General features: G+C 47.5%; 17 protein-coding genes. 8 read left to right on the top strand and 9 right to left on the bottom strand.

The window, feature by feature from the left end; genetic code table 11:
- Positions 1-25: 25 nt before the first annotated feature.
- Positions 26-814, top strand: coding sequence for an HAD family hydrolase (locus BWK47_RS10460; RefSeq protein WP_237269602.1), 789 nt, complete (start codon positions 26-28; stop codon positions 812-814).
- A gap of 129 nt (positions 815-943) precedes the next feature.
- Here the strand turns inward: BWK47_RS10460 and BWK47_RS10455 are convergent, their stop codons facing one another.
- From BWK47_RS10455 to BWK47_RS10440, 4 genes are all read right to left on the bottom strand, one after another.
- Complete coding sequence (locus tag BWK47_RS10455; RefSeq protein WP_162328586.1) at positions 944-1,198, bottom strand: hypothetical protein; 255 nt, start codon at positions 1,196-1,198, stop codon at positions 944-946.
- Positions 1,199-1,486: 288 nt separating this feature from the next.
- The gene (locus BWK47_RS10450) at positions 1,487-1,819 is read right to left on the bottom strand and encodes a hypothetical protein (RefSeq protein ID WP_162328585.1); all 333 of its coding nucleotides are present in this window, start codon (positions 1,817-1,819) and stop codon (positions 1,487-1,489) included.
- Positions 1,820-1,883: 64 nt separating this feature from the next.
- Positions 1,884-2,204: an SH3 domain-containing protein gene (locus BWK47_RS10445; protein ID WP_162328584.1), complete on the bottom strand. Its 321-nt coding sequence runs from the start codon at positions 2,202-2,204 to the stop codon at positions 1,884-1,886.
- Positions 2,205-2,382: 178 nt separating this feature from the next.
- On the bottom strand, positions 2,383-3,960 hold the full coding sequence (locus BWK47_RS10440) for an NAD(P)H-quinone oxidoreductase subunit 4 (protein ID WP_162328583.1): 1,578 nt from the start codon (positions 3,958-3,960) through the stop codon (positions 2,383-2,385).
- A gap of 368 nt (positions 3,961-4,328) precedes the next feature.
- Between BWK47_RS10440 and psaC the strand changes: the two genes are divergently transcribed.
- The 5 genes from psaC (at position 4,329) to BWK47_RS10415 (ending at position 7,127) form a co-directional block, all read left to right on the top strand.
- Positions 4,329-4,574: a photosystem I iron-sulfur center protein PsaC gene (gene psaC, locus BWK47_RS10435; protein ID WP_002764973.1), complete on the top strand. Its 246-nt coding sequence runs from the start codon at positions 4,329-4,331 to the stop codon at positions 4,572-4,574.
- Positions 4,575-4,850: 276 nt separating this feature from the next.
- Positions 4,851-5,120, top strand: coding sequence for a helix-turn-helix domain-containing protein (locus BWK47_RS10430; protein ID WP_010873265.1), 270 nt, complete (start codon positions 4,851-4,853; stop codon positions 5,118-5,120).
- Between the two features lie 51 nt (positions 5,121-5,171).
- Positions 5,172-5,732 carry a Uma2 family endonuclease gene (locus tag BWK47_RS10425; RefSeq protein ID WP_162328582.1) on the top strand — a complete coding sequence of 187 codons (561 nt, stop codon included), beginning with the start codon at positions 5,172-5,174 and terminating at the stop codon, positions 5,730-5,732.
- Between the two features lie 188 nt (positions 5,733-5,920).
- On the top strand, positions 5,921-6,508 hold the full coding sequence (locus tag BWK47_RS10420) for an NYN domain-containing protein (protein WP_162328581.1): 588 nt from the start codon (positions 5,921-5,923) through the stop codon (positions 6,506-6,508).
- A gap of 115 nt (positions 6,509-6,623) precedes the next feature.
- Positions 6,624-7,127, top strand: coding sequence for a DUF2062 domain-containing protein (locus BWK47_RS10415; protein ID WP_237269601.1), 504 nt, complete (start codon positions 6,624-6,626; stop codon positions 7,125-7,127).
- A 22-nt stretch (positions 7,128-7,149) separates the two neighbouring features.
- Here BWK47_RS10415 and BWK47_RS10410 read toward each other — a convergent pair whose 3' ends face one another.
- From BWK47_RS10410 to BWK47_RS17340, 4 genes are all read right to left on the bottom strand, one after another.
- A complete protein-coding gene (locus BWK47_RS10410; RefSeq protein WP_162329677.1) occupies positions 7,150-8,133 on the bottom strand; it encodes an ROK family protein in 984 nt (327 codons plus the stop codon).
- Positions 8,134-8,220: 87 nt separating this feature from the next.
- Positions 8,221-8,694 carry a low molecular weight protein-tyrosine-phosphatase gene (locus BWK47_RS10405; RefSeq protein ID WP_010873260.1) on the bottom strand — a complete coding sequence of 158 codons (474 nt, stop codon included), beginning with the start codon at positions 8,692-8,694 and terminating at the stop codon, positions 8,221-8,223.
- A 49-nt stretch (positions 8,695-8,743) separates the two neighbouring features.
- Positions 8,744-10,417: an ABC transporter permease gene (locus BWK47_RS10400; protein WP_010873259.1), complete on the bottom strand. Its 1,674-nt coding sequence runs from the start codon at positions 10,415-10,417 to the stop codon at positions 8,744-8,746.
- 67 nt (positions 10,418-10,484) lie between these two features.
- Positions 10,485-10,928, bottom strand: a complete 444-nt coding sequence (locus tag BWK47_RS17340; RefSeq protein ID WP_162328579.1) for a DUF7219 family protein — start codon at positions 10,926-10,928, stop codon at positions 10,485-10,487.
- Positions 10,929-10,978: 50 nt separating this feature from the next.
- Between BWK47_RS17340 and ribE the strand changes: the two genes are divergently transcribed.
- Together ribE and BWK47_RS10385 are read left to right on the top strand one after the other, a co-directional pair.
- Positions 10,979-11,659 carry a riboflavin synthase gene (gene ribE / locus BWK47_RS10390; RefSeq protein ID WP_162328578.1) on the top strand — a complete coding sequence of 227 codons (681 nt, stop codon included), beginning with the start codon at positions 10,979-10,981 and terminating at the stop codon, positions 11,657-11,659.
- Between the two features lie 261 nt (positions 11,660-11,920).
- Positions 11,921-12,430, top strand: coding sequence for a pentapeptide repeat-containing protein (locus BWK47_RS10385; protein ID WP_162328577.1), 510 nt, complete (start codon positions 11,921-11,923; stop codon positions 12,428-12,430).
- A gap of 90 nt (positions 12,431-12,520) precedes the next feature.
- Here BWK47_RS10385 and BWK47_RS10380 read toward each other — a convergent pair whose 3' ends face one another.
- Entirely contained in the window at positions 12,521-13,006 is a 486-nt protein-coding gene (locus tag BWK47_RS10380; RefSeq protein ID WP_162328576.1) for an MEKHLA domain-containing protein, read from the bottom strand.
- Positions 13,007-13,050: the final 44 nt, after the last annotated feature.

The following is a 13,050-nucleotide window of genomic DNA, read 5'->3' as shown; positions in this document are numbered from 1 at the left end:
GTTTTAAATGTCACCCTTTGAATCTATGGAAAAATTTCCCCATTTGCTAGTCCTGGATTTTGATGGTGTGCTCTGCGACGGTTTGCAGGAATATTTTCAAACTAGTTGTCAAGTTTGTCGACAAATTTGGCCAGATCTACCGCGGGAGAAGCTCGATCGCCAAAGGGATAACTTTTACTTCCTTAGGCCGGTGATTGAAACGGGGTGGGAAATGCCCCTACTACTCAAAGCTTTGGCTACTGGGGTAGAACCAGCCGCTATTGAGGCAGCATGGTCCACCGTTGCCCAGACTCTACAACGCCAAGAAGAAATCGGCAAATCCCAACTAGCTGCCGCCCTAGACCAGGTGCGGGATAATTACATTCACAACGATTTGGCCCATTGGCTGGAACTCCATCATTTTTATCCGGGGGTAATTGGGCAGTTAAATCATTGGCTAGAATCCCCCTACCCCCAATGGCTTTACATTGTCACTACCAAGGAGGGGCGCTTTGTGCAACAGTTGCTCCAAAATCAGAAAGTAGATTTCCCCCTGGAGCAAATTATTGGCAAGGAAATTAAACAGCCTAAATTTAAGACCCTGGAACAGTTGCTAGTCAAACATCAATGTGACGGCGATCGCCTTTGGTTTGTGGAGGATATGTTGAGCACTCTGGAGACCGTTGCGAATCAGCCTGCCCTAGAGCAAACCAGTTTATTTCTGGCAGATTGGGGTTATAACACAGCAAATAGCCGAGAGTTAGCAAAACAAAAAAAACGTTTTCACTTACTGTCTTTGCAACAATTCTCTGTTCCCTTTTTCCAATGGTTTTAGAAAACATCAAGAAAATACCCCGGTATTGCCTGAGCTTTACTGGGGCTAACTTAAGGGAAAAAGTAAAGTGTTGCCAACGGTTTTTAGACCAAGAGGCAACAAGTTACTTTCACAAAAATTTCTGCAATCCTACTGTTCCACTTCGATAATTTCCTTATATTCGTTGCCTTCCTCATCTTCCACAATGGTGACTTGATTGCCTTCTTCATCCGTGACACTGACGGCGGTATTACCATCATCATCAGTGCAAACCGCAACGCCCATGCCATCTTCTTCATAGGCTTCGCATTCCACTTCCTGGGCCATACCGGGCATAGCTCCGCCAAAAAGAACAAAGGAGCCAACTATCAAGCTGCCACCAACCATTGCGGGGAAGTTTTTCATAGGTTTAGGTTTGTTGTGAAGGGGTCCAAAAAATTTGGAAAACTGGCTGAAAACGCTTAACTAATCTGCGCCCAGCCTAACATAAACTTGATTCAAGGAGTGCAAATGCAAGACTATCATAGACAGGAAAAATAAGAGTCTGCAGCGACCTTAACCGTTCATTACATTTTTCGGCGCACGATAATCTCCAGCTTAGCTTAGCAGTTTATATTTCTAAGACCGGCAAAATTTAATTGTACTAAATTAAAAACAGTCGGGTATTAAAATTTTTCTATAAATTATAGGATTCTAGTCTTCTTTGACAGTGCAAATACCATTTGCACCTCTTTTACCCGTATAGCTAACAATTACCGTATCGTCTTCATTAATAGCCACTGAAATGACGACGTCAGAATTAGCACCTTGGGACAATTTCGCCTCATAATATGTAGGCTTTTTAACAATTAACTGAGCTTTTTTCCCGTTGATAAAAATAGGTCCGCCCTGATCAGCATGAACTTCAATTTCTCCGGGGCAAGTGGCATTAAACAGGGGAATAGCTGCAAAACTTGGTAAACACCAGGCGATCGCCCCTGATATAGATAGAATCAGTGCAGAAACAGTTCTAGAGGATTTTTTCATTGTTGTTTTGCAGTGCAAAATTTTGTGAATTATGACAAGTGTTTAAGGTATATCTTCTGCGAAGCTATTCGCCTCCGTCAGCAAAAATAATAAAGTCACTGCGTATCCAACCGATAGCTTTCGATTTAACAAATTTAACTTCACACCAATTCAAATCACTATTTTGGGTGTCCTTATCTTGAACACACTTGATGACTTCAACTTTGTCACCGGGTAGTCCATACTGAGGAGCACTGGATTTGATAGTGGGCTGAGTTCTCACATTAATACGAGTATTGGGATCTGCTGCCCTGAGGGTAGAAATTCCCCGGGCAAAGGCAGGAACGCCCAAGCTTGCCAAAGCAATACCTAGCAAAAAGGCCGACCCAAGCTTGTCCAAAGTCATTGGATATAGGTTGATGGTTAATTATTTTTCAACTGTAACAGTATTTATTTTTACGGCGAGTTATCTTAATAAAATCTTAACTAACTTCAATCGAATACAAATTCAACTAGAAGAGGGTAGATAAATACCAACAATTAAGTGAGTTAACTGTGTTTAACTACCCTTTTTCTTGGTCGACTTAAAAACCAATGGTGGGGGCCCGTAAAGCAGTGACTTCCAAGGGTGAAAGGTTAGCCTGTTGGACCAAACTCGGCACAGATCGCCGGGCGGTTTGCACCAATTGATTAATGGTGGGATCGTAAATCTGGGTAATGAGCTTGGGATAGAAACCAATGCCAATGATGGGCACGAGCAGACAACCAATAATGAAAACTTCCCGAGGTTCCAAGTCTACCAGATTGGTGTGATTTACCAACTCCTCGTTTTCGGGACCGTAAAGCATTTCCCGGAGCATGGAGAGCAGATAAATGGGGGTCAAAATTACCCCAACTCCCATGAGGACAACCACAATGGTGCGGAAAACTAGGTTATAAGCATCGCTGGTGGCAAAACCCACAAACACCATTAATTCCGCCACAAAGCCACTCATGCCCGGTAGAGCCAGGGAAGCAAGGGAACAGGCTGTCCACATGGCAAAACCTTTTTTCATCTTTTGGCCAATGCCCCCCATTTCATCCAGCATCAGGGTATGGGTCCGGTCATAGGTAGCTCCCACCATAAAAAACAGACTGGCCCCAATCAAACCGTGGGAAATCATTTGTAACATGGCCCCACTCATGCCCAGGTCGGTGAAGGAGGCTAAACCGATCAGGACAAAACCCATGTGGGAAATGGAAGAATAGGCAATTTTTCGCTTCAGATTTCGTTGGGCAAAGGAGGTGAAAGCAGCATAAATAATGTTCACCACCCCAAGAATTACCAACACCGGGGCAAATACGGCATGGGCATCGGGCAGCATCCCCACATTCATCCGCAGTAGGGCATAGCCTCCCATTTTCAGCAGAATTCCCGCCAGCAACATGTGGGCCGGCGCAGTGGCTTCCCCGTGGGCATCGGGTAACCAGGTATGGAGGGGAAAAATGGGCAACTTAACGCCGTAGGCAATTAAAAAGCCAGCGTATAGCAATAATTGCAGGTTAACGGGGATGTCCTTAGCGGCGATCGCCGACATATCAAAGGTATTAACGTCACCGTAGAAAGCCAGAGTCAGCCCTGCCAGCAGGATGAATAAAGACCCCCCCGCAGTGTAGAGAATAAATTTCGTTGCGGCGTAGAGGCGTTTTTTGCCGCCCCAGATGGAGAGAATTAGATACACAGGCACCAACTCCAATTCCCAGACTAGGAAAAAGAGCAAAATATCCTGCACCGCAAACACGGCAATTTGCCCACCGTACATGAGCAACATCAGGAAATAAAATAGCTTTGGCTTCAGAGTCACCGGCCAGGCGGCCATGGTGGCCAAGGTGGTGATAAAACCGGTGAGAATGATCAACGGCATGGAAAGGCCATCGGCCCCCACCGACCATTTGAGATCAATCTGGGGTAGCCAAGTGTAGCTTTCCACCAATTGCAATCCCGGTTCGCTCAGGTCAAAACCACTGTAGAAGGCATAAACGATCAGGGCAAAGTCAACTAGCCCCACCGCCAGGGAATACCATCTAACAGTTTTACCGTCCTTGTCGGGGATAATGGGAATGAATAAAGCCGCCACAATCGGCAAAAGGATGATCGTGGTCAGCCAGGGAAAAGTGTTCATACTACCCAGATAGTCTTTACAGACAATAATCTAGCAGGGATTTTTCCGGTCGGGCCCGCAGAAAAGATTAATTTTTCCTAACTTTTTCTAAGTTGCGGGTAAGCCAGTGGCGATCGCCGCCAGTCTAACTTTTGTTCACACCCAGGTTTTTTTCTATGGTTTAGATTCGCTTTACCTTTGCTTTAAGCTCTGTTGAAGCGGTTTTTCTTGGTTACAAGATCAAAGTCACTCTAAAGATGTAACAGAATTTGAAGTTATGGCGTTTTTTCCGAAAGGAAATTCAGGTGTGGGGTAAACTAGCCCATAATCCTGACAATATTATTTTTTTCGACTTTACGGAGAACCCTCGGTTAAGGAGCCGATAGTCAATGTCTCATAGTGTAAAAATTTACGATACCTGTATTGGTTGTACCCAATGCGTCCGGGCTTGCCCCCTCGATGTTCTAGAAATGGTGCCCTGGGATGGTTGTAAAGCCGCTCAGATCGCCTCCTCCCCTAGAACCGAGGATTGTGTTGGTTGCAAACGTTGTGAGACCGCCTGTCCCACAGACTTTTTAAGTATCCGAGTTTATTTGGGTGCCGAAACCACCCGCAGTATGGGCTTAGCTTACTAGATCCTTTAGGTCTGGTAACTGGCCCCGCCATTATTCCAACTTTTGATCGACTTTTGACAGCTTTCGAGCTGGGAAGGCCCCTGGGGTCTTCTTTTTTATTCGTTTGTTTGCCAATATTCAATTTAAATCTGTTTAAATCTGTTCATCCACATGAAACTATCCGCAAGTTAATGTTTTTACCGGAGCAGTGATTTTCGGTCAAAGTTAGGCTTGACGGGGGGATTACCATAGAATATAGTCTACCGACTGAGTAAATATACCTGAGGATAATCACCCATGCTGGCCGGGAACTATCAACCCCCTGCGTCCCTATCGGATCGTGAATTGGAAATTTTAGACCTAGTGGCGATCGGCCTGACCAACCAAGAGGTGTCAGAGCGTTTAGAGATCAGTAAAAGAACAGTGGATAACCATGTCAGTAATATTTTGACCAAGACCAACACGGAAAACCGGGTAGAGTTGGTGCGCTGGGCCCTGCAATGGGGCAAGGTTTGTCTCAATGATGTCAACTGCTGTATATTACCGGGCCAAGGCAGTGGGTCTTAGATTGGTATGGTGAGTTGGATGGATTGGCCATTTTCCTGAAGAAGCCTAGCTATGGTTACTACTCCAGTAAAGACACTATCCTTAGCAGAATTCATGGTATTGCCGGAGACTAAACCTGCCCAGGAATACATTAATGGTACTATTCGAAAAAAGCCGATGCCCAAAGGTAAGCATAGCCTCCTGCAAAGCTTATTATCGGCAAATTTAAATCGAGTCTTCAGTCCCCAAAGGCGGGCATTAGCTCTTTCGGAACTGCGCTGTACCTTTGGCGATCGCTCCATTGTGCCGGACATTGCTGTGTTTACCCAAGACCGCATTCCCCGTGATCATTCAGGAGAAATTGCGGACCTATTTGACTTGGCCCCTGATTGGACTATTGAAATTCTTTCCCCTGACCAAAGTCCAGTACGAGTAATTAAAAATATTTTGTACTGTCTGGAGCATGGAACCCAGATGGGCTGGCTCGTAGATCCAAAGGAGCAAACCCTACTGGTTTATCGGCCCGATAAGCAGGTCCAGATCGTTGATGAAGCACCTGAAGTTATACCAGTTCCAGCCTTTGCTGAAGATTTCCAAGTCACCGTTGGTGAGCTTTTTGCCTGGCTAATGTGATTGGCTGAGTTATGGGAGAAAAATTTAATTTTTGTAAATTTTGTTAAAATCTAGATTCGTTCATTTTTGACCGATCACAACGCTAAGGCGATCGCCAGGGAACTTTTTCTGGGTCAGAGCCCGGCTTTGGTGTGTCGATTATTTTGATTTTTCTGCATATCCGCAATCTATGATCTTCTCCTTGCACCATGAAGCCCCCCACTTACAACGCACTACTACTGGTAGATGGTTACAACATCATCGGCCAATGGAATCACCTGAAACAAACCCGTGAACGCTTTGGGCTGGAGATGGCCCGGCAAACCCTAATTGATGAACTGATTAGCTACAGCAGTCACCAAGGCTATCAAACCCAAGTGGTTTTCGATGCTCAGTACCAACAAAGCCCTGCTAGCCAAGAGCATCCCAGCCCCCACCTTTCCATCCACTACACTGCCTGGCTCCAGACTGCCGATACGTTCATTGAAAAGCGTTGTGCCCATTATCGCCGTCACACCTATGAGTATCCCGGTCGGGTAATTGTCGCCACCTCCGATCGCGCTCAGCAATTAACCGTGGTGGGTTACGGTGCAGAATGGATGTCGGCCCATCTTCTGGCCCAGGAGGTGGATCAAAGTCGAGCTCGAGTTCGCCAACAGGCTAAACAGTACGGCAAAAAGAGTCAACGGCGATCGCCAAAGGGTAAACCCTTGGGGGAAAAGCAACGGGGCTGGGTGCACAAATTAGACCCATCAGTGCGGGAAAAGCTTAGTCAATGGCGTTATGGCGTCGATTAGTGGGGCAATGGAAGATTGGGTTTCTGCCCCGGACCGGTTTAGGAATGGGGAATTTAGCAACATCTTAGTTAAAATAACTGATAATCTTCCCCACTCCTTACCCCCCTCAAGCACCTTGGTTAACTTGACTCCCCCCCGTAAAGCCGGCCACTGGCGCCTGTGGCAAAGACAAATCCGCTATCTATACGTCAAGCTATTACGACTACAGAGTACTCCCCATGCCTTGGCCCGGGGTTTGGCCGTGGGTTCCTTTGCTGGGATGTTTCCCTTTTTCGGTCTGCAAACGGCGATCGCCTTGGTGCTGGCCATTCCCCTACGAGGCAATAAGATTGTGGCGGCGGGGGCCACTTGGATTAGCAACCCCCTTACCTACGTACCAATTTACTGGTTTAACTATCGTCTGGGGCTATTGCTGTTGCAACGGGAAGGCATCCCCTTCAGCGAATTAGATTGGCAGTCAGCCGAGTTACTAAAGTATGGTGGCGATGCGGCGATCGCCCTATTTGTGGGATCGTTGGTGGCAGGGGCTGGGGTGGGCTTAACGGCCTATGTCTTTGGCTTGAGGAGTTTCACTTGGCTGGCAATTCGTAAGCAGAGGTCGAAAATTCGCGGTCGTTAGTTCCTCGTATAGTTCAAGTAGTTCAAGGTCCGTCAGTGCGATAAACCAACTTTTGCCAGGCTAGGCGGGCCGCACCAATCATGCCTGCTCGGTTACCTAATTGGGCCACCAAAATTTTTAATCCCCGACGGGAAGGCAGTAGTACCCTTTCCTCGATTTCCGATGTCATGGAGGGAAAAAAGTAACTGGAACTGGCGCTCAGACCCCCTCCAATAATTACCGCCTCTGGGGTCAGTACGTAGATTAAGTTCGCAATGCCCATGCCCAAACGCTGGCCAAACTTTTCCCAATAGGCAATCGCCTCCGCATCCCCCTTGGCGGCCAATTGGGCCAATTCCAGGCCTGTCAAGTTCATTTCCCGCCGTAGGGTTTGGGCAGAAGCATGTTGCTCCAAAGAACCCCGATTGCCGCTGTTGCAAGGATAGCCTTCCGTTTCAATGGAAATTAGTCCCAATTCCCCCCCAGCTCCTTGGGGCCCCGTAAACAATTTGCCATTTAAAAACACTGCTCCCCCCACCCCTGTGCCCAGGGTAAGCAAAATAAAATTACGATAATCCCTTCCCGCTCCGAGCCAAGCTTCCCCCAAGCCAGCACAATTGGCATCATTCTCCAATACCGTCGGCAACTGTCCATAGTCTTCCAACCAATCCGCCAAGGGAATATCATGCCACTGGGGTAAATTAATCGCCAACTGGGCCACCCGCCCTGCTGCATCCGCTGGGCCCGGCATACCAACACCGATCGCCACACAAGCTGAATTTTTCAACAGGTCAATACCATGGGCCAACTGAGCATAAACTGCCTTGGGTAAAGCCGGTTGGGGGGTGGGCAAAACTAAGGACTCGGTGCAATCTCCATTGCTCAGGAACCGGCCAAACTTAATGGAAGAACCACCAATGTCAATGCCGATGACTTCACGATGTATGGAAGAGGGAGAACTCATGCCATTAAGGGAAAATTGGGAAAAGCTTGCTAATTTTACCCCCCACAGGAGCCATACCAGCAGGGCTGGCAACACCACAATGGGCCTCACCCATATCCCTCCAACTGTTAAACACAGGTAAAAATAACCCTTTGGTTCAACAACCGCTTGCTAATTAACCAATTCTTTGCCCAAGCTAGTGAGCAAATTACCGCAGGCATCTTCTAGCAAATCAATCACATGCTCAAAACCAGCCTGCCCGCCATAATAGGGGTCGGGAACTTCCCGATCGCCAAATTTTTCGGTGTAATCGCAGATCATTTTTACCTTATGGTGATATTGCCCTGCTGGATCCTGGGCTAGAATATTGCGGTAATTATCCCCGTCCATGGCTAAAATTAGGTCAAATTCTGCAAAATCTTCGGGAAAAAACTGTCTAGCTCTTCCCTGTACCCGATAACCCCGTTTTTTCAAGCTTTCTGTCATGCGGCGATCCGGGGAATCTCCCACATGGTAGCTGGAAGTACCGGCAGAGTCGCAAACAATTTTTGCCCCCAAGCCTGCTTGGTCAATCTGGGCGTTCATGATATTTTCCGCCGCTGGCGATCGACAAATGTTACCTAAACAAACAAATAACAATTTCATGGGCAAAAGGTCGAAATCAAACGGATTTTGAACGGATTATCCAGCAAATTTATCCTTCGCTGGGGCGAGAACGGGCAATTTGCACGCTCAGGAAAATTACCGGCAACATCCCCGCCAGAATAATGGTCAGGGCTGGGGCAGCGGCTTCAATCAGTCTTTCATCGGAGGCATATTGGTAAACTCGGATGGCGAGGGTGTCAAAGTTAAAGGGGCGAATTACCAAGGTAGCGGGCAATTCCTTCATGACATCCACGAATACTAACATCACAGCGGTGAGCAGACCGCCAGTCATGAGGGGAGTGTGTACTTGCCAGAGAATTTGGCTGGGGCTTTTGCCCAAGCTACGGGCTGCATCGTCCAAAGTGGGTTTAATTTTGCCCAAACTGCCTTCCAAGGAACCCAGGGCCACAGCCAAAAACCTGACCAGATAGGCGTAGACCAGGATGGCAATGGTACCACTCAGCAGAAGACCAATTTTTACGCCCCACATGTTTTCCCACCAATCAGCCAGCCAATTGTCAAAGTTGCCCGCTGGAATCAGCACCCCCACCGCAATGACAGAACCAGGGATGGCATAGCCCATGGAAGCAACTTTGACGGCAAAGGAAGTGAGGGGTTGACGGCTCAACCTTTGGCCATAAACCAGGATTAAGCCAATTACTAAGGCAATCGCCGCGGTGAGGAAGGAGAGAATTAAACTGTGGGAAGCCAGTTGAAAGAAGTTATTGTTACGGACCTCCTGGGCATAGGAAACGGTGAGATATAAAAGATAACTGGCGGGAATTAAAAAGCCCAGTAGGAAAGGAAAAAGACAAAAAGCTAATGCCCCGATCGCCCTTAGGCCCCGGAGTTGATAACGGGGGAGATTTTGGTGGGGACTGCTGGATTGATAAAACTTGGCTTGCCGGCGGGACCAGCGTTCCAGCACTACTAACAAGAAGACAAAAATCATTAAAAAGGCGGCCAGTTGGGTGGCCCCTTGCCTTTCCCCAAAGCCGAACCAGGTGGAATAAATACCTGTGGTGAAGGTATTAACGCCAAAATATTGCACTGTGCCAAAATCGTTCAGAGTCTCCATCATCACCAACGCCAAGCCAGCGGCGATCGCCGGTCGAGCCAGGGGTAAAGCCACCCGACTGAAACTTTGCCAAGGATTACAACCCAGGGAACGACTAGCTTCTAAGGTGCAAACTCCCTGTTCTAAAAAAGCAATGCGGGCCAACAGGTAAACGTAGGGATAGGACACCAACGCCAAAATGGCGATCGCCCCCCAAAGGGAACGGATCTGGGGAAACCAATACTCAGGGGCGGATTGCCAACCGAAGATGGAGCGTAGTAGGGTCTGTACGGGGCCGTAAAAGTCCAAAAGATTGCTATAACCGTAGGCCAACAAATAGGCCGGGGCGGACAGGGGCAACAACAAAGCCCATTCTAGCCAGCGGCAACCCGGAAATCGACACATGGTCACAAGCCAAGCGGTGCCCACCCCTAACACGAAAACTCCGGCTCCCACCCCCAGCATCAGGGCCAAAGAGTTACGGATATATTCCCCCAGCACCGTTGCCCAGAGGTGACTGAAAATTTCCCCCTGCCAGGAAAAAATGCCTAGAAAAACAAAAATCACCGGCACCGCAATCCAAACGGCAATCAGCAAACTGGTCAGGACCCAAAAATTAAGCAATACCTTGGGAGGAGAGGGGAGAACGGTCAAAAAATTAAACACGGCAAATCAAACACAGGGGCAAAGCAAATTCTTCCGGGTCAGGAACACTAGCCCGTAACAGGGAAAATTAACTGCTGGGGGGATCAGTGGGTTTAAACGGGTCTCCCCCAATGCCCAATTCCTTTTTGCTTTCCTTAAGACTCTTCCAAAGTTGCTTAATGCGCTCGTAAGCTTCCATCGTCTCGATTTTACCCGCTGTCTCTAGGTTGCAAATAACGCTCACCTTTTGGGCAAATTCTTGCAAATTTGCGTTGAAAACCAGCTTCTCCGGTTTGAAATCCCCATAATATTTACTTTTGGGATACAGAAATGCGTCTTTTTCCGGATTATCAGTCATATCATCTCTTCGACGGACAAGAACAGTACCCATTGTAAAGGTATTGACCGTTTTCCGGGGTTGACCGAAGGCAAAGGTATGCTTAATTGAGACCAGATAATGCCAAGGGAACTCTAGACTCGGTTCCCTAACCTTGACCAACCCGAGCTGCAACTCTCCCTCCAGCCATGGCATTGGCCCCCAACTGGCACAATTGTAATTAATCTTCTAAGGTTTGTCCCATTGTGTTCACTGGCATTATCCAATCCCTCGGTTATCTTTCTGCTCAGCGGGCCGATCGCCTGGAAATTTCCCTTAGCCCCACCGATGCCCAACGGGTTTTGGGGGATATGGCCCTAGGGGACAGCATTGCTGTAGATGGAGTTTGCCTCACTGTAGAGGCGATCGCCCACCAGGGATTTTTGGCCGACGTTTCCCCAGAAACCTTACAACGCACTACCTTAGGACGGGCCAAGGAACGACGCACAGCGGTCAACATTGAAACTTCCCTCCGGGTGGGGGGAAAAGTGGGGGGACATTTTGTTTCCGGCCACGTGGACGGGGTAGGGCAACTATTGAGCAATGAACAAACCGATAATGCTTGGTTGCTCAGCTTTGGCTCAGTGGGCAGTTTAGAGAGGCAATGGCAGGAATATTTAGCTCCCTATCTGGTGCCCAAGGGTAGTATTGCTGTCAATGGCATCAGTTTAACCGTGGCTGATTGCGGCGAAGACTGGTTTAACGTGGCCGTGATTCCCCATACCTACAGCGAAACTAATTTGCAGTTATTGCAGCCGGGGGATTGGGTTAATTTAGAGGGGGATATTTTGGGTAAATATGCGGCCCGATTTTTGTCCCGGGGTCGGGCCATGGGTCAAACAAAGGACATCGATCTAGCCTTTTTGGCGGAACATGGCTACGGCTAAGAAAGTGTTTGAAAAGTGCAAGGCTAGGTATTTATCCCCCTAAATCGACCCACTAAAGCTCCGGCAATACTAGGGGAGTTTCACTCAGTTTCCCCCCAAAATTTGGGGGGTCAGGGGGGCTTTTGAAACATGCTCTAAGAATCTTGGGATCAGAAATTGCCCTTTAAATTCAAATTTAATCAAATTAAATCGCCTTTGCTCCACCCAATTGTTTTGCTAGGCTGGGGAAAAATATTGCAAAATTTGCCTAGACTTGCTCCTATGTCTTCTTTCCTCGTTTTTGGCTGGCGGCGATGGTTACAAATACTCATCCTGGCGATCGCCTTGGTGTTGCTCTGGGCGCCATCGGCCTTGGCCCAAGCCAATACGGTGAACTATACCTACGGAGATCTGGCCCGATCAGATTTTTCCCACCAGGATTTGAATAAGGCGGTATTTGCGGCGGCGGATTTACGGGAAAGCAATTTTGAGGGCAGTGATCTCAGCTTTTCCATCCTCACCGATGCAATTTTTCTCCATGCCAATTTACGGGGAGCGAATCTAAGTGGTTCCCTCGTAGACCGGGTTACCCTGGATTTTGCCGACCTGCGGGACACTATTTTCACCGAGGCGATCGCCACCCGCACGCGTTTTTACGACACCGATATCACCGGGGCCGACTTCAGCGATGCGGTGATTGATGCTTACCAAGTCAAGCTGATGTGTGAACGGGCGGAGGGAGTTAATCCAGTGACAGGGGTAACTACCAGGGATAGTTTGGGTTGCAGATAGTTAAAAGTGTATAAAAATTGTTAATTTAAGTTGAAAATCCTGGAGTAAAATTGCCAATATTTTGGCAAATTGTCTGGGCTATTTTAAATTTTAAAGCTTTTCAATAATATTCTCCCAATCACTATAAATTGCCCCCTGACCCCGATAAATCCCTTCGCCATCGTAGAGATTCCAAACGGTAACATTTTTAATCCAAAATCGACGACCACCCTTGGCAATGCGAATACCTTGGTAATTTTCAATAAAGCCCTGACGACTAACTATATCTAATAATTTTTGTCGTTCCATTTGGTTAGGAACTTCCGCAGATTGACGGGATGGCAATTGACAAAATTCTACCCAGGGAAATTCAAATAATTTTTGGGCAGTAAGATTAGCATAATTAAAAATTGGGTCAGGCTCTATGCCATGGGAAACTACTACGTAGGGAGCTTCATAGACGGCCTGGGCTAGGGCCACCCCGGTTAATCCGCTGGGCCCAAAGGTTTTACCAGTTAAGCGCTCATAACTTTGACGTAGCAAATTAATATGGTCTAAATAAAACTGATTACTAGCATCGGGAACTGGACGAATCATGAAATTTATTTTGAGCTTAACTAAGATTGATCAATAGGGTTGCA

Origin of the sequence: Synechocystis sp. CACIAM 05 (assembly GCF_010222815.1) — a bacterium.
In the GTDB taxonomy this organism is placed as follows: domain Bacteria; phylum Cyanobacteriota; class Cyanobacteriia; order Cyanobacteriales; family Microcystaceae; genus Synechocystis.
Note: the sequence above shows the minus strand (reverse complement) of the source record. Positions and strands in the feature narration are given on the sequence as shown.

Excerpts from the sequence above, each read along its gene's own strand:
- psaC (WP_002764973.1), top strand. The coding sequence starts at position 4,329 with ATGTCTCATAGTGTAAAAATTTACGATACCTGTATTGGTTGTACCCAA.
- BWK47_RS10405 (WP_010873260.1), bottom strand. The coding sequence starts at position 8,694 with ATGAAATTGTTATTTGTTTGTTTAGGTAACATTTGTCGATCGCCAGCG.
- BWK47_RS17340 (WP_162328579.1), bottom strand. The coding sequence starts at position 10,928 with ATGCCATGGCTGGAGGGAGAGTTGCAGCTCGGGTTGGTCAAGGTTAGG.
- BWK47_RS10430 (WP_010873265.1), top strand. The coding sequence starts at position 4,851 with ATGCTGGCCGGGAACTATCAACCCCCTGCGTCCCTATCGGATCGTGAA.
- BWK47_RS10385 (WP_162328577.1), top strand. The coding sequence starts at position 11,921 with ATGTCTTCTTTCCTCGTTTTTGGCTGGCGGCGATGGTTACAAATACTC.
- BWK47_RS10380 (WP_162328576.1), bottom strand. The coding sequence starts at position 13,006 with ATGATTCGTCCAGTTCCCGATGCTAGTAATCAGTTTTATTTAGACCAT.
- BWK47_RS10445 (WP_162328584.1), bottom strand. The coding sequence starts at position 2,204 with ATGACTTTGGACAAGCTTGGGTCGGCCTTTTTGCTAGGTATTGCTTTG.
- BWK47_RS10455 (WP_162328586.1), bottom strand. The coding sequence starts at position 1,198 with ATGAAAAACTTCCCCGCAATGGTTGGTGGCAGCTTGATAGTTGGCTCC.
- BWK47_RS10425 (WP_162328582.1), top strand. The coding sequence starts at position 5,172 with ATGGTTACTACTCCAGTAAAGACACTATCCTTAGCAGAATTCATGGTA.
- BWK47_RS10450 (WP_162328585.1), bottom strand. The coding sequence starts at position 1,819 with ATGAAAAAATCCTCTAGAACTGTTTCTGCACTGATTCTATCTATATCA.
- BWK47_RS10440 (WP_162328583.1), bottom strand. The coding sequence starts at position 3,960 with ATGAACACTTTTCCCTGGCTGACCACGATCATCCTTTTGCCGATTGTG.
- BWK47_RS10420 (WP_162328581.1), top strand. The coding sequence starts at position 5,921 with ATGAAGCCCCCCACTTACAACGCACTACTACTGGTAGATGGTTACAAC.
- BWK47_RS10460 (WP_237269602.1), top strand. The coding sequence starts at position 26 with ATGGAAAAATTTCCCCATTTGCTAGTCCTGGATTTTGATGGTGTGCTC.